The 25,703-nt window shown below is 68.1% G+C and carries 27 protein-coding genes, 1 tRNA gene and 1 other RNA gene; 18 read left to right on the top strand and 11 right to left on the bottom strand.

What is annotated here, in order from left to right:
• Window positions 1-132: 132 nt before the first annotated feature.
• From ACIA58_RS08830 to ACIA58_RS08850, 5 genes are all read left to right on the top strand, one after another.
• On the top strand, window positions 133-1,407 hold the full coding sequence (locus tag ACIA58_RS08830) for an extracellular solute-binding protein (RefSeq protein ID WP_396403003.1): 1,275 nt from the start codon (window positions 133-135) through the stop codon (window positions 1,405-1,407).
• On the top strand, window positions 1,404-2,342 hold the full coding sequence (locus tag ACIA58_RS08835; RefSeq protein ID WP_396403004.1) for a carbohydrate ABC transporter permease: 939 nt from the start codon (window positions 1,404-1,406) through the stop codon (window positions 2,340-2,342). The genes ACIA58_RS08830 and ACIA58_RS08835 overlap by 4 nt, the downstream gene beginning before the upstream one ends.
• Window positions 2,335-3,246 carry a carbohydrate ABC transporter permease gene (locus ACIA58_RS08840; RefSeq protein WP_396403005.1) on the top strand — a complete coding sequence of 304 codons (912 nt, stop codon included), beginning with the start codon at window positions 2,335-2,337 and terminating at the stop codon, window positions 3,244-3,246. The genes ACIA58_RS08835 and ACIA58_RS08840 overlap by 8 nt, the downstream gene beginning before the upstream one ends.
• A 604-nt stretch (window positions 3,247-3,850) precedes the next feature.
• Window positions 3,851-4,639, top strand: a complete 789-nt coding sequence (locus tag ACIA58_RS08845; protein ID WP_396403323.1) for a nitroreductase/quinone reductase family protein — start codon at window positions 3,851-3,853, stop codon at window positions 4,637-4,639.
• A gap of 28 nt (window positions 4,640-4,667) precedes the next feature.
• Window positions 4,668-4,964 carry a hypothetical protein gene (locus ACIA58_RS08850; protein WP_396403006.1) on the top strand — a complete coding sequence of 99 codons (297 nt, stop codon included), beginning with the start codon at window positions 4,668-4,670 and terminating at the stop codon, window positions 4,962-4,964.
• Between the two features lie 81 nt (window positions 4,965-5,045).
• On the opposite strand, the gene ACIA58_RS08855 is transcribed toward ACIA58_RS08850, so the two are convergent.
• The 5 genes from ACIA58_RS08855 to ACIA58_RS08875 are packed head-to-tail and all read right to left on the bottom strand — an operon-like array spanning window position 5,046 to window position 10,090.
• Window positions 5,046-5,795, bottom strand: coding sequence for a class I SAM-dependent methyltransferase (locus ACIA58_RS08855; RefSeq protein WP_396403007.1), 750 nt, complete (start codon window positions 5,793-5,795; stop codon window positions 5,046-5,048).
• 4 nt (window positions 5,796-5,799) lie between these two features.
• Complete coding sequence (locus ACIA58_RS08860; protein ID WP_396403008.1) at window positions 5,800-6,273, bottom strand: nucleotidyltransferase domain-containing protein; 474 nt, start codon at window positions 6,271-6,273, stop codon at window positions 5,800-5,802.
• A complete protein-coding gene (locus tag ACIA58_RS08865; RefSeq protein ID WP_396403009.1) occupies window positions 6,270-7,022 on the bottom strand; it encodes a RibD family protein in 753 nt (250 codons plus the stop codon). The genes ACIA58_RS08860 and ACIA58_RS08865 overlap by 4 nt, the downstream gene beginning before the upstream one ends.
• Window positions 7,023-7,055: 33 nt before the next feature.
• Window positions 7,056-9,338, bottom strand: coding sequence for an FtsX-like permease family protein (locus ACIA58_RS08870; RefSeq protein ID WP_396403010.1), 2,283 nt, complete (start codon window positions 9,336-9,338; stop codon window positions 7,056-7,058).
• Between the two features lie 44 nt (window positions 9,339-9,382).
• Window positions 9,383-10,090: an ABC transporter ATP-binding protein gene (locus ACIA58_RS08875; protein WP_396403011.1), complete on the bottom strand. Its 708-nt coding sequence runs from the start codon at window positions 10,088-10,090 to the stop codon at window positions 9,383-9,385.
• A gap of 130 nt (window positions 10,091-10,220) precedes the next feature.
• Between ACIA58_RS08875 and ACIA58_RS08880 the strand changes: the two genes are divergently transcribed.
• From ACIA58_RS08880 to ACIA58_RS08890, 3 genes are read left to right on the top strand one after another with little or no spacing between them, the layout of a single operon-like run.
• Window positions 10,221-11,024, top strand: a complete 804-nt coding sequence (locus ACIA58_RS08880; protein WP_396403012.1) for a sensor histidine kinase — start codon at window positions 10,221-10,223, stop codon at window positions 11,022-11,024.
• Window positions 11,021-11,686, top strand: a complete 666-nt coding sequence (locus ACIA58_RS08885; protein ID WP_396403013.1) for a response regulator — start codon at window positions 11,021-11,023, stop codon at window positions 11,684-11,686. Before ACIA58_RS08880 ends, ACIA58_RS08885 begins: the two co-directional genes overlap by 4 nt.
• 22 nt (window positions 11,687-11,708) lie before the next feature.
• Window positions 11,709-12,218, top strand: coding sequence for an AAA family ATPase (locus ACIA58_RS08890; RefSeq protein ID WP_396403014.1), 510 nt, complete (start codon window positions 11,709-11,711; stop codon window positions 12,216-12,218).
• 94 nt (window positions 12,219-12,312) lie between these two features.
• Here the strand turns inward: ACIA58_RS08890 and ACIA58_RS08895 are convergent.
• Window positions 12,313-12,400, bottom strand: a tRNA-Ser gene (locus tag ACIA58_RS08895).
• 67 nt (window positions 12,401-12,467) lie between these two features.
• Here ACIA58_RS08895 and ACIA58_RS08900 point away from each other — a divergent pair.
• Window positions 12,468-12,992 carry a GNAT family N-acetyltransferase gene (locus tag ACIA58_RS08900; RefSeq protein ID WP_396403015.1) on the top strand — a complete coding sequence of 175 codons (525 nt, stop codon included), beginning with the start codon at window positions 12,468-12,470 and terminating at the stop codon, window positions 12,990-12,992.
• On the opposite strand, the gene ACIA58_RS08905 is transcribed toward ACIA58_RS08900, so the two are convergent.
• Window positions 12,969-13,784 (bottom strand): TIGR03620 family F420-dependent LLM class oxidoreductase, encoded by an 816-nt coding sequence (locus ACIA58_RS08905; RefSeq protein ID WP_396403016.1) that lies wholly within the window; start codon window positions 13,782-13,784, stop codon window positions 12,969-12,971. The two genes, ACIA58_RS08900 and ACIA58_RS08905, sit on opposite strands and share 24 nt — an antisense overlap.
• Window positions 13,785-13,926: 142 nt before the next feature.
• Here ACIA58_RS08905 and ffs point away from each other — a divergent pair.
• Window positions 13,927-14,023, top strand: an RNA gene (ffs, locus tag ACIA58_RS08910) — signal recognition particle sRNA small type.
• A gap of 28 nt (window positions 14,024-14,051) precedes the next feature.
• Complete coding sequence (gene nadE, locus ACIA58_RS08915; protein WP_396403017.1) at window positions 14,052-14,870, top strand: ammonia-dependent NAD(+) synthetase; 819 nt, start codon at window positions 14,052-14,054, stop codon at window positions 14,868-14,870.
• Here nadE and ACIA58_RS08920 read toward each other — a convergent pair.
• From ACIA58_RS08920 to ACIA58_RS08930, 3 genes are read right to left on the bottom strand one after another with little or no spacing between them, the layout of a single operon-like run.
• Entirely contained in the window at window positions 14,863-15,714 is an 852-nt protein-coding gene (locus ACIA58_RS08920) for an alpha/beta fold hydrolase (protein ID WP_396403018.1), read from the bottom strand. The two genes, nadE and ACIA58_RS08920, sit on opposite strands and share 8 nt — an antisense overlap.
• A gap of 33 nt (window positions 15,715-15,747) precedes the next feature.
• Entirely contained in the window at window positions 15,748-16,146 is a 399-nt protein-coding gene (locus ACIA58_RS08925) for an SRPBCC family protein (RefSeq protein ID WP_396403019.1), read from the bottom strand.
• A gap of 2 nt (window positions 16,147-16,148) precedes the next feature.
• Window positions 16,149-16,625, bottom strand: coding sequence for a MarR family winged helix-turn-helix transcriptional regulator (locus tag ACIA58_RS08930; RefSeq protein WP_396403020.1), 477 nt, complete (start codon window positions 16,623-16,625; stop codon window positions 16,149-16,151).
• 163 nt (window positions 16,626-16,788) lie between these two features.
• Between ACIA58_RS08930 and ACIA58_RS08935 the strand changes: the two genes are divergently transcribed.
• Both ACIA58_RS08935 and ACIA58_RS08940 read left to right on the top strand, forming a co-directional pair.
• Window positions 16,789-18,414, top strand: coding sequence for a long-chain fatty acid--CoA ligase (locus tag ACIA58_RS08935; protein ID WP_396403021.1), 1,626 nt, complete (start codon window positions 16,789-16,791; stop codon window positions 18,412-18,414).
• A 72-nt stretch (window positions 18,415-18,486) separates the two neighbouring features.
• Complete coding sequence (locus ACIA58_RS08940; protein ID WP_396403022.1) at window positions 18,487-18,654, top strand: hypothetical protein; 168 nt, start codon at window positions 18,487-18,489, stop codon at window positions 18,652-18,654.
• A 12-nt stretch (window positions 18,655-18,666) separates the two neighbouring features.
• Here the strand turns inward: ACIA58_RS08940 and ACIA58_RS08945 are convergent, their stop codons facing one another.
• Window positions 18,667-19,482, bottom strand: coding sequence for a nucleotidyltransferase domain-containing protein (locus tag ACIA58_RS08945; protein ID WP_396403023.1), 816 nt, complete (start codon window positions 19,480-19,482; stop codon window positions 18,667-18,669).
• 57 nt (window positions 19,483-19,539) lie between these two features.
• On the opposite strand from ACIA58_RS08945, the gene ACIA58_RS08950 reads away from it, so the two are divergent.
• From ACIA58_RS08950 to ACIA58_RS08970, 5 genes are all read left to right on the top strand, one after another.
• Window positions 19,540-20,178 carry a uridine kinase gene (locus tag ACIA58_RS08950; RefSeq protein ID WP_396403024.1) on the top strand — a complete coding sequence of 213 codons (639 nt, stop codon included), beginning with the start codon at window positions 19,540-19,542 and terminating at the stop codon, window positions 20,176-20,178.
• 104 nt (window positions 20,179-20,282) lie between these two features.
• A complete protein-coding gene (locus ACIA58_RS08955; protein ID WP_396403025.1) occupies window positions 20,283-23,471 on the top strand; it encodes a DNA polymerase III subunit gamma and tau in 3,189 nt (1,062 codons plus the stop codon).
• Between the two features lie 260 nt (window positions 23,472-23,731).
• The gene (locus tag ACIA58_RS08960) at window positions 23,732-24,442 is read left to right on the top strand and encodes a YbaB/EbfC family nucleoid-associated protein (protein WP_396403026.1); all 711 of its coding nucleotides are present in this window, start codon (window positions 23,732-23,734) and stop codon (window positions 24,440-24,442) included.
• Window position 24,443: 1 nt separating this feature from the next.
• Window positions 24,444-25,043: a recombination mediator RecR gene (recR, locus tag ACIA58_RS08965; protein ID WP_360143871.1), complete on the top strand. Its 600-nt coding sequence runs from the start codon at window positions 24,444-24,446 to the stop codon at window positions 25,041-25,043.
• Window positions 25,036-25,680: a DUF5063 domain-containing protein gene (locus ACIA58_RS08970; RefSeq protein ID WP_371406543.1), complete on the top strand. Its 645-nt coding sequence runs from the start codon at window positions 25,036-25,038 to the stop codon at window positions 25,678-25,680. The genes recR and ACIA58_RS08970 overlap by 8 nt, the downstream gene beginning before the upstream one ends.
• Window positions 25,681-25,703: the final 23 nt, after the last annotated feature.

The following is a 25,703-nucleotide window of genomic DNA, read 5'->3' on the forward strand; positions in this document are numbered from 1 at the left end:
CAGGTTCCGATCGTGATCGAATGTGATCATTCGAGCGCTGAGGTATTGACGAGGAAAGCCCTTTCCCATACTTTCGCTGCACTTGAGGGGTCGCAGGCCCCCGGCTGAAACAGGCAGCGAAGGAGTTCCCCTGTGAGACGTGGTGTGGGACTGACCTTGCTGGCGGCTGCGCTCAGCGTGGTGGTCAGCAGTTGTGGCAGCGGGGTGATCGACAAGAGCACGGACGGCGTCCCGCCGGCCGAGGCGACCGGGACGCTGCGGGTGCTCATCCCGTCCTTCCCGCCCAGTACCAAGGGCCGGGAGGCGTTCCAGAACGTCGTCGACGAGTTCCACAAGACCTATCCGAAGATGAAGGTCGAGCCGGACTTCGCGACGTACAACAACCTGAACGAGAAGCTGGCCACCTCGATCGCGGCCGGGATCCCGTACGACGTGATGGTGACCGGCGTCGGCTGGGTCCAGCCGTTCGCCTCCAAGAACATCTTCGAGGACCTGGGCAAGTACGGCGTGACGCCGGACTTCATCAAGGAGAAGAGCACCCCGGCGCTGATCCCGGCGGTCACGTACGACAAGAAGCTGTACGCCTACCCGCTGCTCGCCGACGCCCGCGCGGTCGCGCTCCGCAAGAGCGCGTTCGTCGAGGCGGGCCTCGACCCGAACAAGCCGCCGACGTCGCTGGCCGAGATCAAGGTCGCGGCCGAGAAGCTGACCAAACGGGACAAGAACGGCAACATCACCCGCAGCGGCTTCGACCTCGCGTCCGCGACCGGTTTCCGGCAGTCGTTCGTCACCTTCCTCGCCTCGACCGGCACCCCGCTGTACGTCGGCGGCGAGCCGAACTTCGACAACAAGGCCGGCCTGGACACGCTGCTGTGGATCAAGTCGATGATCAACAACGTCCAGCCGTACGGGCAGACCAACGCGGCCCAGCAGCCGCTGGTCCTGACCGGTGAGGCTGCGATGGGCATCGTCAACGGCGCCGTCGACTGCTCGGACAAGGGCATCGGCAAGAAGAACTGCGACGACCTGGAGTTCTTCCGCTTCAACAGCGGCAAGGAGATCGAGTACGTCGGCGGTGACCTGGCCTCGATCGGCTCCCGCAGCCATCACAAGGACGCGGCCTGGGCCTTCATCCAGACCATGGTCAACAAGCCGACGCTCGACGCGATCGCCAAGCTGAACAAGAAGATCCCCGCCTACAAGGACGCCGGCAACTCGCCGCAGGCGCAGTCGAACCCGTTGAGCAACTTCACCGCGAACGGTCTGCAGTACGCCGCGAACGAGAACGAAGTGCCGTCCAACTGGCTCGAGATGCGTGGCAACTTCGACATCCAGCTCACCCAGGCGGTCCTCGGTCAGAAGGATCCCGCCAAAGTGCTGCACAACCTGGCAGGACAGTCACGATGAGCACAACTCTTGAACGTCCAGCACTGGACGCCACGCGCAAGGTACCCACGGCCAAGGACACCGGCACGCTGCTCAAGGGCCAGAAGCGCACCGGTTGGGCCTTGCTCGCGCCGGCCCTGCTGCACTCCGGCATCTTCATCGTCATCCCGGTGGTCGCGGTCCTGGTCCTCAGCCTCACCAACTACAGCTTCGGTGACACCTGGGCCTGGGTCGGGTTCGGCAACTACGCGGACCTCGCCCGCGACGTCGACTTCCTGGCCTCGCTGTGGCACACGGTGCTGTACGCGATCGTGGTGATCCCGATCTCGATGGCGATCGCCCTCGCGGTCGCGGTCGGGCTGAACCAGAAGATCCGCGGCCTCGGCTTCTTCCGGACCGCGTTCTACATCCCGACGGTGACCGCGACCGTGGCCATCGCGACCATCTGGCTGTGGATCTACAACCCGGGCTCCGGCCTGGCGAACGGGTTCCTCAGCCTGTTCGGGTTCGCGCCGAACCGCTGGCTGGCCGACCCGGCGACCGCGCTGCCGTCGCTGATGGTGGTCGGCATCTGGCAGGGCCTCGGTACCAAGATCATCATCTACCTGGCCGCGCTGCAGGGCGTATCCCGCGACCTGCTCGAGTCGGCCGACCTGGACGGCGCCAGCCGCTGGCAGCGGTTCGTCAACGTCACCTGGCCCTCGCTCGGCCCGGTGCAGTTCTTCGTGCTGATCACGTCGATCGTCGGCACCTTCCAGGTGTTCGACCTGGTGTACGTGATGACGCGCGGCGGACCCGGCAGTGACACCCGCGTGCTGGTGCTCGACATCTACCAGAACGCGTTCCAGGACCTGAAACTCGGCTATGCGTCCGCCGAGACCGTGATCATGATGATCGTGATCGCGGCCTTCATCGGAGTCGGGCGCCTGCTCCAGAGGGCGGACACCAATGACTAGCGCTGCATTGCCTTCGACCGGTACGAGCGTGAGCCGCCGGCCGTCGTCGCTCCGGCCGGGGCGGATCGCGTTGTACGTCGTACTCATCGTCGGCGCGCTGCTGATGATCGTGCCGTTCCTGTGGATGCTGCTGACGTCGTTCAAGAGCGATCTCGAGGTGCAGCAGTTCAACTGGCTGCCCGGTGAGCTGCGCTGGCACAACTTCGTCGAGGCGATGAACACCGCGCCGTTCCTGCGGTACTTCCGCAACAGCCTGTTCATCGCGGTCGGCGAGACCGCGTTCACGCTCGTCGTCTGCACGATGGCCGGCTACGCGCTGGCCAAGGCGCCGATCCGGGGCGGCAAGTCGCTGCTGAACTACTTCATCGTGCTGCTGCTCGTGCCGTTCCAGATCATCCTGGTGCCGCTGTTCATGATCGTGAAGTCGATCCCGCTGTTCGGCGGCAACAACATCCTCGGCCACGGCGGGATCGGGTGGCTGAACTCGTGGTGGGGCCTGATCATCCCGCTCGGCGCGGCGCCGCTGTTCACGTTCCTGGCCCGGCAGTTCTACGTGTCGCTGCCGGACGAGCTCGCCCAGGCGGCCCGGGTGGACGGGCTCAGCGAGTTCGGGATCTTCCTGCGGATCATGACCCCGCTGATCAAGCCGGCCCTGATCACGATCGCGGTGTTCCAGATCGAGGCGGCCTGGAACGGGTTCCTCTGGCCGCTGATGATCACGACGTCGGACGAGATGCGTCCGCTGCAGCTCGGGCTGGCGATCTTCTCGCAGAACCCGGCCGAGATTCAGTGGCCGTACCTGATGGCCGGTACGGCGCTGGCGACGCTGCCGATGATCGTGCTGTTCGTGTTCGCCCAGAAACGCTTCGTCGAAGGAATGGCGAACGTGGGAATCAAGGGCTAGATCCTCGAACAGGTGCTCACCCCGCCCCGGGTGAGCACCTGCGAGGCCCCCTCCACATGCGGTGGTCCCGAAGAAACACCGGAGCTTCCCACGTAGTCCCCCCACTGGGTCACTCGTCCGGTTTATCGGCGCAGTGTGCCCGCCGTTACAGCATTCGTGAGGTTTTTTCGCTACTGCTTGAAATGATTTGCCGAACTCCGGGTCAAGTACGACGTATTGCACGCGTGTGGCGACGGTCAGTAGGCGATCAGCCCACGTGGGCGCTGACGACGTACCTGATCATCGGGTCGAGGTCGGTTGTGCCGAGGAGTTCGCGGTCGACGAAGGTCTGGAACGGGGGGAGTGAGGTCGCCCGCAGGTTGTCGCCCGCTCCGGCGGGCAGGTCGTGCCGGAAGATTCGTTGTCTCCTGCTTGGGTTGACCGGCCGGCCTGGGTACGATCGCGGCGTGACTGCCGGGTCGGCTGCTTCCAGCCATTCACGAGTTGGGGTCCCGGCTGCGTTCTGAACGCCGCGCGGGCTCCACCGGGCGTTTCTCTCCCCGTCTGCATTTCCTTTCCACGACACCGAGAGAAGCGAATCCTGAACGATTTCACCGCACAGCTCATTGACGAGTTCCGGGCCAACGCCGGCCAGGTCGGCGGGCCCTTCGAGAACTCAAGGTTGTTGCTCCTGACAACAACTGGCGCGCGCTCCGGGCAGCCGCGCACCGCGATCCTGGGGTACTACCCGGACCGCGACCGGGTGCTCGTCGTCGGCTCGGCCGGCGGCAGTCCCAGACACCCGGCCTGGTACCACAACCTCCTCGCCCAGCCCGAGGTCACCGTCGACCTCGGCCTGTTCACCTATCCGGCCACAGCAGTCGTACTGCGTGGCGCCGAACGCGACGAGGTCTTCGCCCGCCTCGTCGAGGCCGATCCAGGGTGGGGCGACTACCAGGCTCGCACCACCCGGACCATCCCGGTCGTCGCCCTCGTCCAGCGCCCGGGGCCACCACCGGGCGCCGAGCGCGGGTCCTTTGCCGAGGCCTTGAAGGTCATCCACGCGGCGTTCCGGCGCGAGCTTTCGCTGATCCGGAGCGAGGTCGCCGCATCCGGCGCCGGACTGGGCGCGCAACTCCGCATCAACTGCCTAACCGTCTGCCAGGGCCTGCACTACCACCACACCGGCGAGTCGACCGGCCTGTTCCCGGCGTTGCTCCAGCAGCACCCCGAGCTGACCGACCTGATCGCCGTACTGCAGACCGAGCACGACAAGATCGCCGTACTGCTGGAGGAGCTGGAGCAACTGGCCGCGACTCCGACACCGGAGGTCCTGCCCCAGGTCGACGAGTTGATCGCCCAGCTCAACGCCCATCTGGACCGCGAGGAGGCAGAGCTCCTGCCGTACCTCTGAGGGGCGCGTCGGGACTACGGTCGGGATCATGACCCGGCCGACGTACGACGAGCTCCTGGCGGCCGACCGGGCCGCGCTGACCCGCGGAGCCTGGCCGGCTGCTCGTGGCCAGTTCGAGCGGCCGGCCAGGCTGGCGTTGTGGCTCGGCGATGACCACAACGAGTTCCGTGGCGCCGATGCGGTGGCCGAGGGCTGGTTCAACCGCGCGGGGCGTGATCCACCACCCGTCGGTCGTCGAGGCGGTGGAGTGCTACGCCACGCAGTTCGGCCCGGTGGTGCTTGCTCGCGAGGCGTTGGGGGCCAGATGGCCGGCGCTTCGCGATGATCTGATCGACCTCTTCGAGCGGCACAACACGTCTGGGTCTGCTCGTCTCCTGCTGCCGGCGGGGTACCTGGTGGTCCGGGGTCAGCTGCGGGCCAGCAAGGCGTAGGAGTTGGGGAGGCGGCCGGACCACGCGGCGGCGTTCGTGTCGTCCTGCGGTCGCCAGAACGGCTCGGCGTACTCCTCCAGGGCCTCGAGGTGCAGGCCGGCTCTGGTGATCGCGGTGACGATCTGGCCGAGGTTCCACTGCCATTCGCGGGCGCCGTTGCCGGGGAACGTGTCGTTGACGTGCGACTCGGCGAAGTAGCTGCGGTCCGGCCGAATCCGCGGTTCGTCGTTGTCCCAGGTCCACAAGGGGACGGCCGGGTGCCCTTCGTACATGAACAGGCGCCCACCAGGTCGCAGTACTCTCGCGATGTCCCGCGCCCACGCATCGATGTCGCGCATCCAGATCAGCGCGCCTTTGCCGGTGTAGACGAGGTCAGCGGACGCATCCCGCACCGGCACGCCGGGCACTTCGGCCACCACGTAGCGACAAGCCATGCCCAGCTCGTCAGCACGCCGCTGCGCCGCACCCGCAGCTACCGAGCTGTAGTCGATGCCGACGACCCGCTCCGCGCCCGCCTTCACCAGCCCGACGTCATCCAGCCCATGCCCACTCTGCAGATGCACCACGACCGGCCGCTCAGCCAACACGGGTGCCAGCAACTCCAACTCCCGCTCCAGCAACAACCCATCCCCCCGAGCCGCCTCGAGCAACTCGTCGTACTCGCGCACGTGCTTGCCCGAGGCCCGCTCCCAAACCACCCGATTTCCAGCCACCACCTCATCCATGTCCTCAGTCAAGCCCATCAAGCAAGTCCATATCGTGCAGGTCCTGCGGTCTGAACTCGTACCCCTGGTGGGACTGCCGTTGCGCGCTGGCAGGCATGCACCGCACGAGCCGCCCGTCGATGCGTCCCGAGGTTGGCGGCGGGATGAAGTGCGTGTGGCCGTCGAAGTCGAGCTGCTCGGTCCCGCCACCCGCCAGCGGCGTACTCGGATGCAGATCTACTCGATGTCCTTCCACAGCGTGCGTCAGCTGGACGGTGACCTCCACGTACCGCGCATCGGTGACGTCGTACCCCAGGTCACCCAACCTCTCCACCACCCGATCCAACTCCGGCCGAGCCACTCCCAGGTCCAGATCCCCATGCGGCCGCGTCTGCCGCCCAACCAGCGCATCCACGCCCCACCCGCCATCCACCCAGACCTCCAACCCGGCCAAGGCATCCAGCAACTCGAGCACCCGCTCCGCGGTCATCTCCGTCATCGGACAACCTCGTAGCGGAGGCTCACCACGCCGTCGGCCGTGGTGCTGCTGGACAAGAGCCGCAGCCGGGTCGGGAGCGCCTCACGCTCGAGCTCAGGTCCGTCGAACACCGACGGCACACCAGCACCTCCGATCGCGGCCGGAAAGAGGATGAGATGCAGCTCGTCGATCAGGTCAGCCCGCAGCAGAGCGCCGTTCAGCCCGCCACCGGCCTCAGACACGACACAGGTCACACCGAGGCGCTCGCCCATCCGCCGTAGCGCAAGATCCAGATCCACGCGCTTCTCACCGGCGACAAGGTACGGGATGTTCTTCCGGCGCAGATAAGCCAGGTACGCCGACGGCGTGGCTCGGCAGGTGAGAAGCAGCAGGTCGATGCCCTCGCCGCCTTTCTCGGTCCACGGCACCCGCCCACGACCGTCCACCACGGTGAACCACTTGCGATGCGCCGGATCGTTCACCACGTCATCGGGCAGGAAGTCGTCGTACGAGCAAGTTTCCTGAGGCAACTCCAATGGACCGGTGTCCGCGGTGACGAACGTCCCGCTGCCTTCCAGGATCGCCGTCGGCGCATACAACTCCTCCAGCAACGCAGTACGCGCACCATTCGCCGCCGTGAACCCGTCCGGCCACAACGATCGCCACACCTGTCCGGCCTCGTCGGACAGCAGGAGACGGTCTCGGCCGACGGTCACCCGTCCGTCCACCGAGGCCGTCACCGATACCACCAATCGCGGTCTGTCGCTCATGAACGCCTTCCTATCAAGGCGTTCCGACAGTTTTCATTCGTTGTGGAGGACTTTGGCGATGGTGGTGTGGGCCGCGGTGCGGGCGGGGAGGTAGGCGCCGGCGGCGGCGATGAAGATGCCGGCGAGGGTCAGGAGCGCCAGGAGGGTCCAGGGGTAGACAGCGATCATGGCAGCCGGGATTTCCACCTGGGCGGCGTTGGCCATCGCAGGGACGACCAGACGGTGCGCGAGCATGCCGAGCGGGATGCCCAGCAGGCCGCCGACGGCGCCCAGGGCAGCCATCGAGGTGACGACCATGACGGTGACCTGGGACGGCGTCATACCGATCGACTTGAGCATGCCGAGGTCGCGGCGGCGCTCGCGGGTGTTGAGGATGACGGTGTTGAAGACGCCCAGCGCAGCCACAGTTCCCAACATCAGGGTGAGCAGTACGACGGTCGCCAGCACGATCGCCACGAAGCTGCCCGCAGCCTGCCCGTCGGTCTCGATCAACCCCGGGTCCCCCTTCTGTACCGCCGCTACGAACGCGTCCAGGTTCGTGCCGGGCTTGACGGTGATCTCGTACAGCGAGGCCCGCACTGTCGGCGCCGCCAGCGCCAGGGTCTGCCAGTTCGACAGCACCTCGTCACCCGAGTTGTACATCGCCTTCCCGACGATCTTCGCCCGGACGTTCCTTCCCTGTGACTGCAAAGTGATGGTGTCGCCGACATCCAGCCCACGCTGCAGCAGGAACCGCTGTGACACGACCACCTGCCCCGGACCGTCGAACCACCGCCCCTCGAGGAGCCGATAGCCGACCTGCTCGAAGTCCCCGCGATAGAAGGACACCTGCAGGTCAGTACTGGTCCCGGCAAGCCGCATCGGAAGGTTCGCGCTCACTGTCACCGACGTCACGCCCGGAGTAGACCGGATCAGTGCCTCGTCCGCCGCATCGCTCAGCTTGGGCCTCGGTGGTGCAGCAGGGTCGCCGGGCGGTGGTCCCTCGTCCTCCGGGGCTGCGAACAGCGCCACGTCAACGGCGTCGACCCGACTTGATGCAGTCTGGTACTCCGTCAGCGACTTCCCCAGCCCCACCGCCAGCGTCACGCTGGTGACCCCGAGTACGACGGCCGCCAGCGTCAACGCGGTACGTGCGGGCCGAGCGAACGGAAGGCCCAGCCCAAGAGACACCGCCCGCGGCAGCCGGGTACCGCTCAGCCAGCGCTGCGCCCGCAGACCACGCCCGGCTCGCGGCGCGCTGCCGGCACTGATGGCCTGGGACGCCGACAGACTCCGCGCTCGCAGCGCAGGCAGTAGAGCAGACAGGGCCACCAGCACGGGTACGCCGAGCACAACCACGACGTCTACCCAGATCGGAACTGTGATGCCGTCGGCGCCGTAGTTCTCGAAGGCCCTTGTCAGCAAGGACTCTGCGAGCACATTGCCCAGCACGGTCCCGCCCGCACACCCGATGATGGCCGGGATGGAGATCATCGTCAGGTAGACCGCCATGACCTGTGTCGGCGTGAACCCCAGAGCCTTCAGTACGCCGATGTGCTTGAAGCCGGCGACCACCGCACCACTGACCACGTTCGCCACGATCAGTACCGCTACCGCCAGCCCCAGCCAGCCAAACACCATCAAGAACGGCACAAACGTGTTCGGCTCACCGGTAGCGAGTGCACGCAGCCCGAGGTACGACTGTGTGCCCACCAACGCGCCTGACGGCAGTCCGGCCGTCACAGCAGCCTGACCGGCGGACACCTGCGCATTGGTCCCTGCCTGAGCGAAGCGGTAGAGCATCTGCGTGGCCGTCGGCTTCACCGACGTCATCTGTGCCGGTGTGACCCACGCATCCGCCGATTGACTCACGCTGTACGCGAACCCGACGATCGTGAGCCGCTGTCCCGCCACCTCGACAGTCGACGTCAGCGTCGGCGCCCCACGCCCCTCGGACGCGGTGGGATTCCGGTTCAGTACGATCTCACCCGGTTTGTCCGCCCAGCGCCCCTTCCACAGGTTGAGGCGGTCGACCGCTCCGCCCGGGTCCGCGCGTCCCACCGTGACCAGAGACTGCGGTACGCCGGACTTCCCACTGGAGCCCAGATCGAGCGTCGCCATCGCGAACGGTCCGGCCGACGCCTTCGCGGCCGACGCCGCGTTGGTCAGCTGGCTGTCGCTGACCTTGCTCGGGTCGTACGACGCCACCAGGTGCGCACCGCTCTGCCGCGCGTACGCGCTGTCGAAAGGAGCGCTCGAGGCGGCCAGCAACCCCACTGCCACCACGATCATCGTGGTGGACAGCAGTACGACGACACCGATAACCACCGTCTGCACACGGCGTCGGCGTACCGCTGCTCGGGACACTGGCCACACGGCGCTCACGACGTACGCTCCAGACTGCGCTCGTCGGCGATCTGTCCGTCGACGAAGTCGATGACGCGGCTGGCGCACCGCGTCGCGAGTTGCTGGTCGTGGGTGACCAGGAGCAGCGTCTGACCGATCTGGTTGAGGTCCAGCAGGAGGTCCATCACCTGCTCGCCGGCCCGGGTGTCCAGTGCGCCTGTGGGTTCGTCGGCGAGCAGAACCGCCGGGCGGTTCATCAGTGCGCGAGCGACTGCGACACGCTGCCGTTCACCGCCACTCAGCTGCGCCGGGTACGTGTTGCGCCGCCCACCGATGCCCAGCTCCTCGAAGAGCTCGAGTGCGCGCTTGCGTGCGTGCGAGGCCGACGTACCGGTGAGCTGTGCGGCCAATGCGACGTTGTCGAGGGCGGACAGGTCGTCCAGCAGGTTGAAGAACTGGAAGATCATGCCGATCCGGCGGCGGCGGAACAACGCCAGCCCCTTCTCGTTCAGCGAGCCCAGGTCGTCGCCGTGCACTACAACGTCCCCTGATGTCGGCCGGTCGAGTCCGGCCACCATGCTGAGGAGCGTCGACTTGCCGCTGCCGGACGGTCCCATCACCGCGACCGCCTCACCGGCGCGGATCTCCAGCGACACTCCGTCGAGCGCGACCGATTCGCCGTACTCCTTGCGTACGGCGGTGAGCCGTACGACCGCCTGTCCGTTGCCTGCGTCCTCCGTCATGCTGCTCACGCTAGAGCCGGTCAGCCTCCGCCGACGTCAGCCTGCCGACGTAATCCCCGCCCGCCGTCATCCTGCCGATGTACGGCGTGCGCCGGGCGGATGATGCGCTTTTGCGAACAGCTTTGGGAGAGTGGATGTTGTGATCACCCTGTGGCTGCTTGTCGCGGCACTCGCCGTGCTGGCCGGTCTGCTCGCGTTCGCGCTCGTCCGGGCCCGGCGTGCCCACACCCGGGCGCTGGAGGAGCGGGGGTGGTTGCTGGAGCGCGAACGGGCGACAGCCGCTCGCAGCGCGGTCGACGCCGAGCGCGCGCGGATAGCGCACGATCTGCACGACATAGTGAGCCACAACGTCAGCGTCATGGTCATCCAGACCGGTGCGGCGCGGCAGGTCCTGGCGACGTCGCCTGGTGACGCGGAGGCGGCTCTGCTCGCAGTAGAGGCCGCAGGCCGCGACACCATGGCCGAACTGCGCCATCTGCTCGGTCTGCTCGCACCGAAGGCTTCGGGTGAGGACGACGAACCCCTGTCCCCGCAGCCGACTCTGAGCCGTCTCAGTGAGCTGATCGACCGGATTGCCTTTGCTGGATTACCTGTGGAAGTGCGTGTGTCGGGGGACCCGCGACCGCTCCCCACTGGGCTCGACGTCACGGCGTACCGCATCATCCAGGAGGCTCTGACGAACGCGCTGAAGCACGGCGACGGCGTCAAGGCCGAAGTGACAGTCCGCTACGCACCCCACGCCCTGCGGGTGGAGATCCTCAACACCGGGCCCAGCTTCCTGACCGGTGGCCGACCGCCCGCTCCAGGCGGCGACGGACGCGGTCTGCTCGGTCTCAAGCAGCGGGTGGCTGTGTATGGGGGAGATCTGGACGCGCGCCGTCGGCTGGGCGGCGGCTTCCGGGTCCGCGCCAAGCTGCCGCTGGAGCGCCCATGACGACCCGAGTGGTGATCGCGGACGACCAGGCCCTGGTTCGAACCGGTTTCCAGATGATCCTCAACGCCCGCGGCATCGAGGTCGTCGGCGAGGCCGCGGACGGCGCCGAGGCGGTGGAGGCCGTACGACGCCTGCGCCCGGACGTCGTGCTGATGGACATCCGCATGCCGACCATGGACGGTCTGGAGGCGACCCGCCGGATCCTCGCGGGCCCGACCGACTGCCGCGTGCTGATCCTCACGACCTTCGACCTCGACCGCTACGTGTACGCCGCACTGGCCGCCGGCGCGAGCGGCTTCCTGCTCAAGGACGTCACGCCCGAGCACCTGGCCGCGGCAGTCCGCCTCGTGACGACCGGCGACGCGCTCCTGGCGCCTTCGATCACCCGCCGCCTGGTGGAACGCTTCGCGACACCGGCCGCGCCCCAACCTGCGATCCACCGCGACCTGACCAGCCTCACTCCCCGCGAACTGGAGGTGCTCACTCTGATGGGCCAAGGCCTGTCCAACGCCGAACTGGCGACCGAGCTCGCCCTGAGCGAGGCGACGGTGAAGACCCACGTCGCCCGCATCTTCGCCAAACTGACCCTCCGCGACCGAGCCCAAGCCGTTGTCCTCGCCTACGAAACCGGCCTCGTCTCCCCAGGAAACCGCGATGCCTGACCCGTGCTACTTGGTGACCGGCATGCCCGGAGCCGGCAAGTCCACTGTCACCAGGCTGGTCGCCGAACAGCTGCCGCGCTCCGCCCGGCTAGGCGGCGACGAGTTCAACCAATTGATCGTCAACGGCTTCGTCTTCGCGCTGGGCGAGCCTGCCGACGAAGCCGCCCGCCAGGTCGAGCTCCTCCACCGCAACCTGTGCGCAGTAGCCAACAACTTCATCGACGCCGGCTTCACACCCCTCATCGACGCCATGGTCGCGTCCCGCGAGAGGCTCGACTTCTTCCTCGACCTCCTCGCCCCCCGCGAAGTCCTCTTCATAATCCTGGCCCCAGGCCCCGACACCTGCCGCCACCGCAACAAAACCCGAAACCCCGCCGACCACTTCGACTTCGACAACTACGAAACCCTCGAATCCACCATGAAACACGCCTTCGGCCACCTCGGCTGGTGGCTCGACACCTCCTCCCAAACCCCCACCCAAACCGCCACCCAAATCCTCACCGAGGCCCCCCACCGCGCGCGCGTGAACTGACCCAGCTCCCGGTCGCCTCAACTCGCCCCACCCCAGAACGACAAGAGGCCGATCGCTCGCGCGACCGACCTCTCCCACGTTCACCACCAAAGCCTGGCGGAGGATACGAGATTCGAACTCGTGAGGGGTTGCCCCCAACACGCTTTCCAAGCGTGCGCCCTAGGCCTCTAGGCGAATCCTCCAAGCGGAGAGGATACCGAAGGGGGCGGGGGAATCCGAAATCGGGCCTGCTCATCTAGGGTCGGGTCTGTGGACGAGGTGGTGCTGCGGGCGATCGCGCCTGGGGATGTGGATGCGCTGCAAGAGTTGGTCGAGTCTGATCCTGGGTATACCGAGCGGATCACCGGCTACCCGCCTGGCGCATCCGACGCGCAGAGTCTGTTGATGATGAGGCCGGAGGGGCTCCCGGAGGAGTCGAAGGTTGTGTTGGGGGCCTTTGCGGCGGATCGGCTGGTTGCAGTCGTCGACGTGCTCAGAGGGTTTCCGAACGACCACACTGCCTTCATCGGTCTGCTCGAGGTCCACGCGAAGTACCAGGGGCTGGGCTGTGGCGGGACGACGTACGGCCTCGTTGAGAGGTACGTCGGGAGCACGTGGCGCGAGATCCGGACGCTGCGGCTCGCGGTCGTGGATACCAATGCGCAGGTCGCCACCGGGTTCTGGGAGCGGCAGGGGTTCGAGCCGACGGGTGAGGAGCGCCCGTACCGGTACGACAAGCTCGAGTCGGTCGCCCGGCTCTACGAGAAGCCGCTACCCCAGGAGAGTGGGAGCTAGCGCTCGCCACTGTTCGATCGGCTGCGGACCGGTCTCGCCGGTGATGACGTTGACCGCGACGTGGTCGGCGCCGGCGTCCAGGTGCTCGGTCAGCTTGGCCTTGATGTCGGCTGGACTGCCCCATGCGGCGAGCGCGTCGACCATGTGGTCGGGCAGCTCGGCCTGATCGGCCGCACTGAACCCCTGCCGCTCGAACGACGCGACGTACCCCGGGATGCGAGTGAAGAAGCTGAGCGTGTCCCGCGCGATCGCCCGCGCTCGGTCCGCGTCCGTCTCGAGTACGACGAGGTGGCTGACGGCCAGCAGCTTCTCCGGACCCAGGACCTTCCGCGCCTCGGCGGAGTACGCCGCACCAGTCAGGAACGGGTACGCACCGGCAGTCCGCTCGCCAGCCAGCTTCATCATCCGCGGACCCAGCGCAGCGAGCACTCGGCGCTCCACGGGTACGTCGAGCTCGTCCAGGTACCCGTTGAGCGTGGCAATCGGCTTAGGGCCGTGCGCACCACCCAGACCAGCAGTGAACCGTCCCGGCGCAGTGGCCTCCAGCGAGGCGTACGTCGTACTCACCTCGGCCGCGCTGTACTTCGTCACCCCCAGAATGCCGCTGACGAACTTGATCGCCGTCGTCGCTCCGACCAGGTCGACGATCGTCTGCAACCCGGGCAGCGGACCGCCGGACAACCAGATCGCCGGGTACCCGAGCTCCTCCGCCGCCCGCGCCGCGTCAAGAGACTCCGCACTGCCGTCAAGCCCCGTCGTGATCCCGAACGCGCCAAATTGATGATCCGTCACCCATCCAGAGTGAGCCCGGACCGGACCCGTTGACCACCCTGTTCGCTCAGAGCGTGCGCGGCCAACCGGTGACTCAACAGATGACTCAACAGGTGACGGCAGTCCGATTCCCGGTTGCGGAGAGGGATCCCGTACACTCGTGGCTGGTTCCCCGCGTGGCGGTATCTCGCCCAAACCCCCCAGGGCCGGAAGGCAGCAAGGGTAAGTGAGCTCTTCCGGGTGCGCGGGGAATCCTTATGTCCAGGGCCTGGCGCGGTGAGGAGTCCGATGAACCCCGAGAGCCGATACCTGCAGGAACTGATCATCGCCGAGCTCGGCGTGCCCGCGGCGTTCGACGTGGACACCGAGATCGAGCAGCGGGTGGAGTTCCTGGCCGACCGGCTCCGGCAGACCGGCGCCGCGGGGTACGTGCTCGCCATCAGCGGCGGCGTCGACTCCGCCGTCGGCGGGCGCCTCGGCCAGCTCGCGGTCGAGCGGATCCGGTCCGAGGGCGGTCAGGCGACGTTCGTCGCGATGCGGTTGCCGTACGGCGTGCAGGCCGACGAGGCGGACGCACAGCGCGCACTGCAGTTCATCAAGCCGGACGAGACGCTCGACGTGAACATCAAGCCGGCTACCGACGCCATGGTCGAGTCAGTGCGGCACGCCGGGCTCGGCGACCGTGAGGACTTCCACGTCGGCAACATCAAGGCACGCCAGCGCATGGTCGCGCAGTACGTCGTGGCCGGGGCACGCGGCGCGCTGGTGATCGGCACGGACCACGCGGCCGAGGCCGTGATGGGCTTCTTCACCAAGTACGGCGACGGCGCGTGCGACCTGACGCCCCTGTCCGGCCTCAACAAGCGCCGCGTCCGTGCGGTCGGGGAACGGCTCGGTGCGGAGCCGGAGACCACCGGCAAGGTCCCTACTGCGGACCTGGAGACCAACAACCCCGGCGTACCCGACGAGGCCGTGCTGGGCGTCACGTACGACGAGATCGACGACTTCCTCGAAGGCCTCGACGTGGACGAGAAGGCGGCGAGCACGATCATCGCGACCCACCGCCGTACCGCTCACAAGCGCGCAGTGCCGCTCGCGTTCAGCTGAGCAGGAAGTCCGTCACCAGCTGGGCATAGAGCTCCGGCTGCTCGGCATGGAGGAAGTGGCCGGCGCCGGACGCGTAGTAGTAGGTGCCGTTCGGTACGTCGGACCGGAAGAGCTCAATCTCCTGTGCGCTGGTGGCCGGGTCGTACTCGCCCTTGATGAGTAGTGCGGGCTGGCTCAGCTGAGCGAAGTACTGCAGGACCTGCTCGCCGAAGCTGGCCGAGCTGGTGATCTGCTCGTGGAAGTGGCCCGAGCGCGCGTGGTACTCGTCGGAGATGGCCGTGTCCGCCGGGAGTTGGAGGTCCCGGAAGTCCGGGCCTGTGTAGATCTCCATCCTGCGGTCGCCGAGCTGGGCGAGCAGTGCGATCCGCTCGTCCCACATGGCCTTCGTCGCCGGACCGGTGTGGGGCCGGGCCTCGACACCTGGGAGCAGGGGGAGTGCTGCCTTGAGAAGCGCGTCGCTGGCCAGCACCATGTCCCAGCCCGGGTTCTCGAAGACGACCTTCGTCACGGCGTCCGGGTGTGCGGCGGCGTACCGGAGCGCCAAGCGACCGCCGTACGAATGACCGAGGATCGCCCACTGCTGGATGTCGAGCGTCTCGCGAAGAGCCTCGAAGTCGGCGATCAGGTCCTGCTCGCTCACCGGTCCGATCAGCGGGTCGGACTGCTGCACGCCGCGCTGGTCCACTGTGGTCAGCCGGAAGCTCCTGCTCAGCCGATCGCCCTGGAAGGCCAGGAAGTCGTACGAGCCCGCGCCGGGGCCGCCGTGAATGAACAGCAGTGGTGGCGCGTCCTCAGCGCCTCGCTGCTCGACGTACAGCCTGGTGCCACGGATCTCCATGAGCATGGCACGGAGCGTACGGCGGGAAAGGGTGACTCGTCAGGCAGCGTGGCTGAACTGGCGGACGCGGTTGGCCAGGCGAGCCAGCCGGATGGTGGCGATGTCCCGATAGGCGGGGCGGAGAACGGTCGCGAGCGGGCCGGACTGCTCGAACGTGTGGGTGACCTGGCTGTCCGGCGAGATCGTCCAAGTCCCGACCTCGCGGAACCCGGGCACCTGCCAGCTGATCTCGATCCGGTCCGGCTCGACCACCGTGTACTCCAGCTCGCCGGCGAAGCCCGGCCGGACCCGCAGCGCGTAGTGGGCGCCGCGATCCGCCTCGTCGGGTCCGTCGATGGCCAGGAACGCTTCGTTCCACTCCGGGAGCGCGAGGGCGTCGAGCAGGACGTGACGGATCGCTGCGGGACCGGCGTTGATGGTCTCGGTGGCCTGTTCCATGACTAGTTCTCCTGAGTGGCGAGTTCGGGATCCCGGCGGCGGGCCAGGGCCGCGCCGGCCGGAAAGGCGCCGGCGAGCGTGCGGAGCGTGGTGATGGTCTCGTCGAGGGCCTGGCCGGCGACGAGGTCGTGCATCGTGCGGTGCAGCCTGTTTTCCGCGGTGACGATGCGGCGGTGCAGCGCCCGGCCTTGCGTGGTCAGGCTGAGCGTGAGGTAACGCCGGTCGACCTTGTCGATGCCGCGCTTCACCAGACCTTGGGCGACGAGGCGATCGACGAGGCGGCTCGGGCTGTTGCCGGTCTCGCAGACCAGGAGGCCGCCCAGCGCGTTCAGCGTGAGGGGGCCGTGGTCCCGCAGCACTCGCAGAACCTCTGCCTGGGAAGGCGTTATGCCCAGCGGACGCAGCTCGTTGGCGAGCAGCCGATTGCCCTCGCGCTGGATCGCCAGCACGAGGTAGCGAAGCTCCTCGACAACCTTCATGACCGATATATTACACGACACGTGTGTCATGACATCTATTTGCGGCGAGTCTTGCGGTGCGAGGTGGTAGCTGTTGCCTGAGGCGACGGGTTCCGGAAAAGTGCCGGAGAAAGTCCGGTTGAGGTCATGGTCAAGGCGACACCGCGACTGGCACAGTGTCTGCATGAAGGGTCTGATGCAGAACTACCAGCTGTCGCTGGACACGATCTTCCGCCGGGCCGAGCAGTTCTACCCGGACAAGACCGTCCACACGGGCGGTCCCGCGCCAACCACGCGGACGTACGCCGAGTGGGCGGAGCGGACCAGACGTCTGGGTGGCGTCCTGGACACGCTCGGGATCAGCGCGGACGGCCGGGTCGGGACGTTCGCGTGGAATTCAGGTCGCCACCTCGAGCTGTACTTCGCCGCGCCCTGCACCGGCCGGGTGCTGCACACGCTCAACATCAGACTCTTCCCGGACCAGATCGTCTACATCGCCAATCACGCCGAGGACGAGGTCGTTTTCGTCGACCGGTCGCTCCTGGGCCTGTTCCTGCCGCTGCTGGAGCGGCTGCCACAGCTGAGACATGTCGTCGTGATGGACGACCTGCCGCCAGGGGCGCCGGGTGCGGAGGTCCCGGACGACCCGCGGTTCCACGACTACGAGGAGCTGCTGGCCGCGGCCGAGCCCGTGGAGTTCCACGTCGAGGACGAGAATCAGGCCGCCGCGATGTGCTACACGAGCGGTACGACGGGAAATCCGAAGGGCGTTGTGTACTCGCACCGGTCGACCTGGCTGCACTCGATCGGCGTCCTGACCAACGCCGGGATCGGGCTGACCGAGACGGACACGGTGATGCCGGTCGTGCCGATGTTCCATGCGAACGCCTGGGGTCTGGCGCACGCCGCACCGATGGCCGGCGCGTCGCTGGTGTTCCCGGGTCCGGACATGAGCCCGGCGGGGATTCTCAAGCTGCTCCAGGAGCAGGAGGTCACGTTGTCGGCGGGGGTGCCGACGATCTGGCAGGGGCTGCTGCCGTTGCTCGACGGCGTGGAGCTGCCGAAGCTGCGGCGGATCCCGTGTGGCGGTTCCGCCGTGCCCGAGGCTCTGTCAGAGGCGTTCCGGCTGAAGCTCGGCCGGCCGATTCTGCAGGCCTGGGGGATGACGGAGACCAGCCCGGTCGCGACCGCGTCCCACGTGCCCGCGAGGAACGAGGATCTTCCCCAGGAGGAGCAGGCGCACCTGCGCGCACGGGCTGGTCTGCCGCTGCCCGGCGTCGAGGTTCGCATCGTCGAGCCAGGCTCGATCGAGGCGCTGCCCTGGGACGACGAGGCCACCGGGGAGCTGCAGGTCCGCGGCCCGTGGATCGCCGCGGAGTACTACCGTCCCGACGACGGCGTCCAGCTGAACACCGAGGACGGCTGGATGAAGACCGGCGACGTGGCCGCGATCGATCAGTACGGGTCGGTCCGGATCGTCGACCGGACCAAGGATCTGGTGAAGTCCGGCGGCGAGTGGATCAGCTCGGTCGAGCTCGAGAACCTGCTGATGGCCCATCCGGCGGTGAAGGAAGCCGCAGTCATCGGTGTGCCACATCCGAAGTGGGACGAGCGGCCGCTCGCGTGCATCGTCCTCCAGGAGGGCGCGACCGCGACCAGCGAGGACATCCTCGAGTACCTGCGCCCGCTGGTCGCGAAGTGGTGGGTCCCGGATGCGGTCGAGTTCATCGAGGAGGTGCCGAAGACGTCGGTCGGCAAGTTCTCGAAGAAGGATCTCCGCACCCGCTTCGCCAACTACCACCTGGAGTGAGTCGGCGCCGGTCGTAGATTGGTTGCCGTGGGCATGCGAGGTGTATGCCTCCGGCAACCATCGGGAGCTTCCATGGATTCCAGCTCGAGCGGCGCGATCGGCGACCCCGACGACAACAACGAGAACCCGGTCGGCGATGCGGTCGTGGACGGCGTTCGCAAGGTCCTCAACAAGCTCGGCTCGGCCGGTCAGAAGGCAGCCGAGCACTTGCCGAAGAAGGACGAGGCCGACGAGGAGTAGCCCGGGCTGAGGTCAGTCAAAGGTGACCTGGAAATGATTGCGCAGGTGCGCAAGGGTCGCCTCGACGAATTCGGTCGGCCAGGGGTTGTCGGTCAGCTTGGCCAGAGCGGTGCCGCGGGCGATGAACTGGCGGCAGATGTATTGATTCGCCGCGATGATGTCGGCCGGATCGGTGCCGGCGGCAGGCATGGCTTCGAGTGCGGCGCGTTGCTCGGCGGAGAGTAGGGCGTTGAGGCGCTTGGCTCCGCTGGTACGGCGTACGCCGCGTTCGGCCAGCATGAGCGCGACGAGTTGGTCGCGGATGGCGCCGACGCCCTGATTGCCGACGATCCGCTCGTCGCGGCCGAGGACTGTGACCAGGTTCCCCAGGAAGTAGAAGAAGAGGTTGACGTTGGCCGCGGGCCAATACGGTTCGCCGGCCTGACCGCCCTTCGGAGCGATGTCACCGTCCGGGAACAGCGTACCGTCCCGGTCGAACAGCACCCGCACCCCGTCGTACTGCAGTCGGTCGAACGACTCCAACGGATGCATGAACAGATCCACGTGCAGCCAGTCCGCCGTGATCCCCAGCCCACCGATCAGCCCAGGCACGACGTCCGTCAGCACGGTCGGCCCGGTCAGCTCCCGCAGTACGTCGTCCCAGTGCTCCCTGAACCACTCGACACTGTCGTCCGTCACCACCAGGTGTACGTCGACGTCGCTGTACCTGTCGGCCGCCCCGGTTGCGTAGCTCCCGATCAGATAGACCCCGAGCACCCGCTCATTGCCGGGTAGCACCTCACGAGCCCGCGCAATAACAGCCTGCTGCCGCACATCCCCAGTCGCCACGACCTCACGCTAGACCGTCTCTGGCGTTCCCTCAGGTCGGGGGCCTACGGTCGCGAGGTGGCGACCCGGCAGGCTGTTCTTGCGCAGTTGATCGGCGTCATCGACGGTATTTCCCGGGATCGTCCGGTGCGGCTCGCGGTGGACGGGCCGGATGCGGCCGGCAAGACGACGATGGCCAACGAGTTGGCTGACGCATTGTCCGGTCTGCGCCCGGTGATCCGTGCGAGCATCGACGACTACATCCGGCCGCCCGAGGACCGCCCGCAGTCGCCGGGCGTGCCGGCCACGGGGTACTTCGACGACAACTTCGACTTGGCTGCGTTGATTGCCGGGCTGCTGATCCCGCTGGGGCCGGGCGGCGAGCGCCACTATCGAGCCGCGGGCGACGCGACCGGTACTGCGCCGTACGACGCGGTGCTGATCGTCGACGGTGTGTTTCTGCTGCAGACCGCGCTACGCCCGTACTGGGACGTCGGCATTTACCTCCACGTCAGCGAAGACGAGATGCTTCGGCGTGGTCTGCTCCGCGATCGCGAGCGCTACGGCGGCGACGACGCCACGCGGGAACTGTTCGCGACGCAGTTCGTGCCCGGATGGCGCGCGTATCAGGCTCAATGCGATCCGGCGGCGGCCGCCACCGTCGTCATCGACCACGAGGACCCGGCGCACCCGGTGATCCGGTCCCGCAGTACCTGATCAGGCCCGTGCCGCGGTTGTGCGATTGTGAGCGCCGGACGCGGCGGGTCGGGTCGCAGTGCGCGGGCGAGGAAATGTCCGGCGTCAGCGCTAGGGTTGCGAGCGTGGAAGCGCCCCTTGCCTTGTATCGCCGGTACCGCCCGGAGACCTTCGCGGAGGTGATCGGGCAGGACCATGTCACGGCGCCGTTGCGAAACGCGTTGAGCAACAACCGGGTCAACCACGCCTACCTGTTCTCCGGGCCGCGCGGGTGCGGAAAGACCACCAGCGCGCGGATCCTCGCCCGCGCGATCAACTGCGAGAAGGGCCCGATCGCCGAGCCGTGCGGGGTGTGCAAGTCATGCACCGACCTGGCGCGTGGCGGGCCCGGCAGCATCGACGTGATCGAGATCGACGCGGCGTCGCACGGTGGTGTGGACGACGCCCGCGATCTGCGCGAGCGCGCGTTCTTCGCGCCGGTCGAGAGCCGCTACAAGATCTACATCATCGACGAGGCGCACATGGTGACCACGCAGGGCTTCAACGCCCTGCTGAAGCTGGTCGAGGAGCCGCCGCCGCATCTCAAGTTCATCTTCGCCACCACCGAGCCCGACAAGGTGATCGGGACGATCCGGTCCCGGACGCACCACTATCCGTTCCGGCTGGTCCCGCCGAAGGTGCTGGCCGACTACATGGCCACGCTGTGCGAGTCGGAGGGCGTGGCGATCGAGTCTGCCGCGCTGCCGCTGGTGGTGCGTGCCGGTGCGGGTTCGGTGCGTGACTCGCTGAGCGTGCTGGACCAGCTGATCGGTGGTGCCGGGCCCGAAGGGGTGACGTACGAGCTGGCGGTCGCGCTGCTCGGGTTCACTCCGGACTCGTTGCTCGATGCGTGTGTGGATGGGTTCGCGGCGCATGACAGTGCGGCCGTGTTCGAGACGATCGAGAAGGTCATCGAGACCGGCCAGGACCCGAAGCGGTTCGCCGAGGACCTGCTGCGGCGGTTGCGGGACCTCGTCGTGCTCTCCGCCGTGCCGAATGCCGTCGTGTCCGGTCTGATCGAAGCGGCCGAGGACCAGGGCGAGCGACTGCAGACGCAGGCCGCCGGCATCGGTCCGGCAGAGCTGACGCGGGCGGCGGACATCGTCGCTGCCGGTCTGTTGGAGATGCGCGGCGCGACCGCCCCCCGGCTTCAGCTCGAGCTGATCTGCGCCAAGGTGCTCCTGCCCGGCGCCGACGATTCCACCAACGGCATCCAAGCCCGCCTCGACCGCATGGAACGCCGCCTGGCCATCGGCGCCCCAGCCGGTACGCCGGACGGCGCGCAACCAGCCGCCACAGGACCTGCGCCCACAGCCCAGCCGCCCGCATCCGGTGGAGGTACGCCGGGCGCCGGCGCTCCGGGCGGTGCGTCGGACTACACGGCATCAGGCGCATCCGGAGCAGACATCACAACCAGTCGAGCGGCCGCACGAGCAGCCGCAACCGGTGGGGGTACGCCCCAAGCGGCGCCTGCAGACAGCTCAGTCGACGATGCTCCGGCCGGCTCGACGGATCCAGCTGGTGCAGGTGGTCGAGCAGGTGCAGGTGGAGCAGAGGCTGGCTCTCCGGTGCCTACGCCTGCAGCCACGCGTCCGGCGAGGTCGGCGAGCTCGGAGCCGGTGGGTGGCGCGAGCAGTTCCGCGGCGAGTGGTGGCGCGGGTTCTGGTGTGGGTTCGGTTGGTGGGGGGCGTACGGGTGCCTGGGGTGACGGTCCTGACTCTTCGCCTGGCGGTGCGGCTCCGAGTGACGTAGCTGCTGGTGATGCGGTTTCCGCGGGGGGCGGTGCTGCGGCGGGCGGTGCTGGGGCGTCCGGTGGGGCGGTTGGGCTGGCGGATATTCGGCGGTTGTGGCCTGAGGTTCTGGAAGCTGTGAAGGCCAAGCGGCGGTTTGCCTGGATCATGCTGAGTCAGAACGCGCAGGTCATTGCCATCGATGATCAGACATTGACGCTCGGGCTGGTGAACGCTGGGGCGCGGGAGAGTTTCGCGCGCTCCGGGAGTGACGAGATCCTTCGGCAGGCGATGGTCGACACCATCGGCGTCGACCGCCGCGTCGAAGCCGTCGTAGACCCGTCGAGCGACCCAGGTGCAGGCGGCCCGGCCGGTCGCCCCGGCGGCGGCCAAGGTGGCGGCGCACCCGGCGGAGGCGGCGTATCTGGCGGAGGCGGCGTATCTGGCGGAGGCGGCGTATCTGGCGGAGGCGGCGTATCTGGCGGCGGCGGCGCACCTGGCGCAGGTGGCGGAGGTACGCCGGCCGGATCCGGTGGAGGCGGCCAGGGCGGGACAAGTGGCGTGCCAGGTGGTGGCGGCGTGCCGGGCGGCTCAGGCGGAGGTGCCCAGGGCGGCCCTGTCGGAGGTGCCCAGGGTGGTTCTGGTGGCGCGCCGGGTGGTGCCGGGGGTGCACTGGGGGCAGGTAGCGTCGATCCTGGTAGCTCGGATGCAGGTGGTCCGGGCGGATCTGGTCCGAGTGCGGATCGCTCCGGTGCAGGTGGTCCCGGTGCAGGTGGTCCCGGTGTGGGTGGCGCGGCTGGCGCTGGCCATGGTGGGTTCGTGGCCGGCGGCGGTGTAGCTGAACCAGCGGCCGGTCCAGGCGGTGGCGACGCGGCTGGTGCCGGGCTCGGCGGTGGCGGTGCGGACGGCGGCGGTGCAGGCGCGGGAGGTGGCGTCAGTGGTACTGCCGACGGCTCGGGTGCTGCAGGTGGTGCGGGTGCGGCAGGTGGTACCGGCGCACGTATGACTGCTGCTGGTGGCGCTGGTGGCGCTGGTGGTTCGGCGGGTGGTGGCGCGGGGTCGGCGGCTCGTGGTGGGGCTGGGGGGCGGGGTGCTGGGTCTGGGCCGGCTGGGGGCGGTAGGCCCGGAGTGGCTGGGGACGAGAGCGGGGCTTGGGCTGGTGCTGGGGGTGTGGCTCTTCGGGAGCCGCCGGACTTTGACGAGGCGCCGGAGCCCGATCCGTGGGATGACAGGCAGGCCAGGCAGCCGGAGGTGAGCCGACGGGAGCAGGCTCCCGGAGCAGGCAACGCCGGTGCGGGTAAGGCTCCGGTGGATCGGCGGGAGCAGGCTGCTAGTAAGCGGCGGGCTGCGGAGGCTGCGGTGGCGGCTGAGCAGGCTCGGATGGCGGCTCGGGCGCCGGTGGTGCCTGAGGTGCCGTTGACGCCGGAGGAGGAAGCGGCCTCGATCGGCGAGGACGACGTGGTGCTGGATGACGATCCGCGGACGCATACGGAGCTGCTGCGGGAGACCCTCGGCGCCCACATCATCACCGAAGAGCCCAACTGAGTTCAGCTGAAATTCGCTCCCACAGCCTGTCCACAGCCGCGACCGCCCGGTCGCGGCGGGTGTCCACACGATCCACAAGCCTGTGGGAAAAGCTGTCCACAAGGCTGTGGATAACTTTGGGGAGACTGGTCGGTTTTTAGGCGTGGGTGGGGTTGTCCGAGGGACCGGCTAGTGTTGAGGCTCCGGTCGTCGGCGGCGTGTCGGGGACCGGGTAGGCAAGCTTCGGGGCTCGGGAGAGCGGTTCGGACGAGGAGATCGCAGTGTTCGACGGTGGCGGTGCTGGGGGCTTCGACATGTCCAACCTGCTCGCGCAGGCGCAGGCGATGCAGAGCCAGCTGATGGAAGCGCAGGCAGACCTCGAGGGTCAGGAGATCGAGGGGTCGGCCGGCGGTGGTCTGGTGACTGCCCTGGTGTCCGGCACGGGCGAGCTGCTCAGCCTGAACATCAAGAAGGAAGCAGTCGACCCGGACGACACCGAGACGCTCGCCGACCTGGTCGTCGCCGCGGTCCGCGACGCCTCTGAGAACGCGAAGCAGGCCGCGGCCGCCGCGATGGGACCGCTGGCCGGTGGGCTGGGCGGGGCGTTCGGTGGCGAGGGCGGGTTCCCCGGCTTCGGTGGTGGGGCGCCGGCACAGTCCGCGCCCGCCGGATTCGGGTTGCCGGGCGCGACGCCGCCCGCGGTCGGACCAGGCGACGACGACGCCCCCGGCAGCGCGAGCGAGCCCGATGAGCCCCGGCCCGGCGGCCAGGCGAGTGGCAGCCAGGCGAGTGGCAGCCAGGCCAGTGGCAGCCAGGCAGGCGACGCCCCCGCCGGTGAGACCCGGCAGGGCGACCTCAGCCAGGCGGACGGCAGCCAGGCGGACGGCGGGCAGGCGGACAACAGTGGCCGCGCGGCTGACGAGAATCGTGGTGGCGTCGGGTTCGTGAACCCGGGGAGCGGGGCCGGCGCATCCGGTCAGAACCCGGGCTGACGTGTACGAGGGGGCCGTTCAGGATCTCATCGACGAGCTGGGGCGGTTGCCCGGAGTGGGACCGAAGTCCGCGCAGCGGATCGCGTTCCACCTGCTCGCGGCCGACGAGACCGACGTACGGCGGCTCGCGCACGTGCTGGTGCAGGTCAAGGAGAAGGTCAAGTTCTGCGAGATCTGCGGCAACGTCGCGGAGGAGCCGCAGTGCCGGATCTGCCGTGACCCGCGCCGGGACCTGAGCCTGATCTGTGTGGTCGAAGAGGCCAAGGACGTGGTCGCGATCGAGCGCACCCGCGAGTTCCGCGGCCGGTACCACGTGCTCGGCGGGGCGATCTCGCCGATCGAGGGCATCGGGCCGGACGAGCTGCGGATCAAGGAACTGATGCAACGGCTGGCCAGTGGTGAAGTGATGGAGATCATTCTGGCCACCGATCCGAACCTGGAGGGTGAGGCGACGGCCACCTACCTGAGCCGCCTGCTGCGGCCCATGGGGTTGCGCGTCACCCGTTTGGCTAGTGGACTTCCTGTAGGCGGTGACCTCGAGTATGCCGACGAGGTCACACTCGGACGGGCGTTTGAAGGGCGACGATCGATCGATGACTGAACCAACAGATATTGCGGAGCGCGCATTGACCACGGACTCGGAGGACCTGACCGAGTTCGCCGAACAGATCGCCGACCAGGTCCGGAGCTTCCTGATCTCGGTGCGGGACATCGCCGCGCAGCCGGACGAGGACGGGGTCGACGAGGGCCTCGCCTCGCTGCCGTACCTGCTGCTCGAGGTGAGCCAGTTGCTGCTCGCCGGCGGCCGGCTCGGTGCCTTCGAGGACTTCGTCCCCGAGGAGCGATTCGAGAGCGACGCGGGCCCGGATCCGGACCTCGACGCGATGCGGGACCGTCTCGCGGTGCTGTTCGAGGGCCTGGACGAGTACGCCGAGGTCTTCGACCCGTACGCGGCCCCGCCGGAGATCACCGTGAACCGGCTCTCCGACGACCTCACCGCGATCGCGACCGACCTCGTGCACGGCCTCGCGCACTACGAGGACGGCCGCGTCGTCGAGGCGCTGTGGTGGTGGCAGTTCTCCTACGTCTCCACGTGGGGTGCTGCCGCGAGCGCCGTACTGCGGGCCATCCAGTCGCTGATCGCGCACGACCGGTTGGAGCCGGCCCACGACGCGGAGACCGAGGCGACCGACCGCGAGCTCGTCGAGGTCGCCGAAGAGGCCGTCCAGCGCCGCTAGGCAAAGGTGTCTGTTCATGAGGT

It is taken from the genome of Kribbella sp. NPDC051586 (assembly GCF_044453965.1).
Lineage (GTDB): Bacteria > Actinomycetota > Actinomycetes > Propionibacteriales > Kribbellaceae > Kribbella.

Excerpts from the sequence above, each read along its gene's own strand:
- ACIA58_RS08835 (WP_396403004.1), top strand. The coding sequence starts at position 1,404 with ATGAGCACAACTCTTGAACGTCCAGCACTGGACGCCACGCGCAAGGTA.
- ACIA58_RS08840 (WP_396403005.1), top strand. The coding sequence starts at position 2,335 with ATGACTAGCGCTGCATTGCCTTCGACCGGTACGAGCGTGAGCCGCCGG.
- ACIA58_RS08850 (WP_396403006.1), top strand. The coding sequence starts at position 4,668 with ATGACCCGGCCGACGTACGACGAGCTCCTGGCGGCCGACCGGGCCGCG.
- ACIA58_RS08855 (WP_396403007.1), bottom strand. The coding sequence starts at position 5,795 with ATGGATGAGGTGGTGGCTGGAAATCGGGTGGTTTGGGAGCGGGCCTCG.
- ACIA58_RS08860 (WP_396403008.1), bottom strand. The coding sequence starts at position 6,273 with ATGACGGAGATGACCGCGGAGCGGGTGCTCGAGTTGCTGGATGCCTTG.
- ACIA58_RS08865 (WP_396403009.1), bottom strand. The coding sequence starts at position 7,022 with ATGAGCGACAGACCGCGATTGGTGGTATCGGTGACGGCCTCGGTGGAC.
- ACIA58_RS08875 (WP_396403011.1), bottom strand. The coding sequence starts at position 10,090 with ATGACGGAGGACGCAGGCAACGGACAGGCGGTCGTACGGCTCACCGCC.
- ACIA58_RS08885 (WP_396403013.1), top strand. The coding sequence starts at position 11,021 with ATGACGACCCGAGTGGTGATCGCGGACGACCAGGCCCTGGTTCGAACC.
- ACIA58_RS08890 (WP_396403014.1), top strand. The coding sequence starts at position 11,709 with ATGCCCGGAGCCGGCAAGTCCACTGTCACCAGGCTGGTCGCCGAACAG.
- nadE (WP_396403017.1), top strand. The coding sequence starts at position 14,052 with ATGAACCCCGAGAGCCGATACCTGCAGGAACTGATCATCGCCGAGCTC.
- ACIA58_RS08920 (WP_396403018.1), bottom strand. The coding sequence starts at position 15,714 with ATGCTCATGGAGATCCGTGGCACCAGGCTGTACGTCGAGCAGCGAGGC.
- ACIA58_RS08925 (WP_396403019.1), bottom strand. The coding sequence starts at position 16,146 with ATGGAACAGGCCACCGAGACCATCAACGCCGGTCCCGCAGCGATCCGT.
- ACIA58_RS08930 (WP_396403020.1), bottom strand. The coding sequence starts at position 16,625 with ATGAAGGTTGTCGAGGAGCTTCGCTACCTCGTGCTGGCGATCCAGCGC.
- ACIA58_RS08935 (WP_396403021.1), top strand. The coding sequence starts at position 16,789 with ATGAAGGGTCTGATGCAGAACTACCAGCTGTCGCTGGACACGATCTTC.
- ACIA58_RS08940 (WP_396403022.1), top strand. The coding sequence starts at position 18,487 with ATGGATTCCAGCTCGAGCGGCGCGATCGGCGACCCCGACGACAACAAC.
- ACIA58_RS08970 (WP_371406543.1), top strand. The coding sequence starts at position 25,036 with ATGACTGAACCAACAGATATTGCGGAGCGCGCATTGACCACGGACTCG.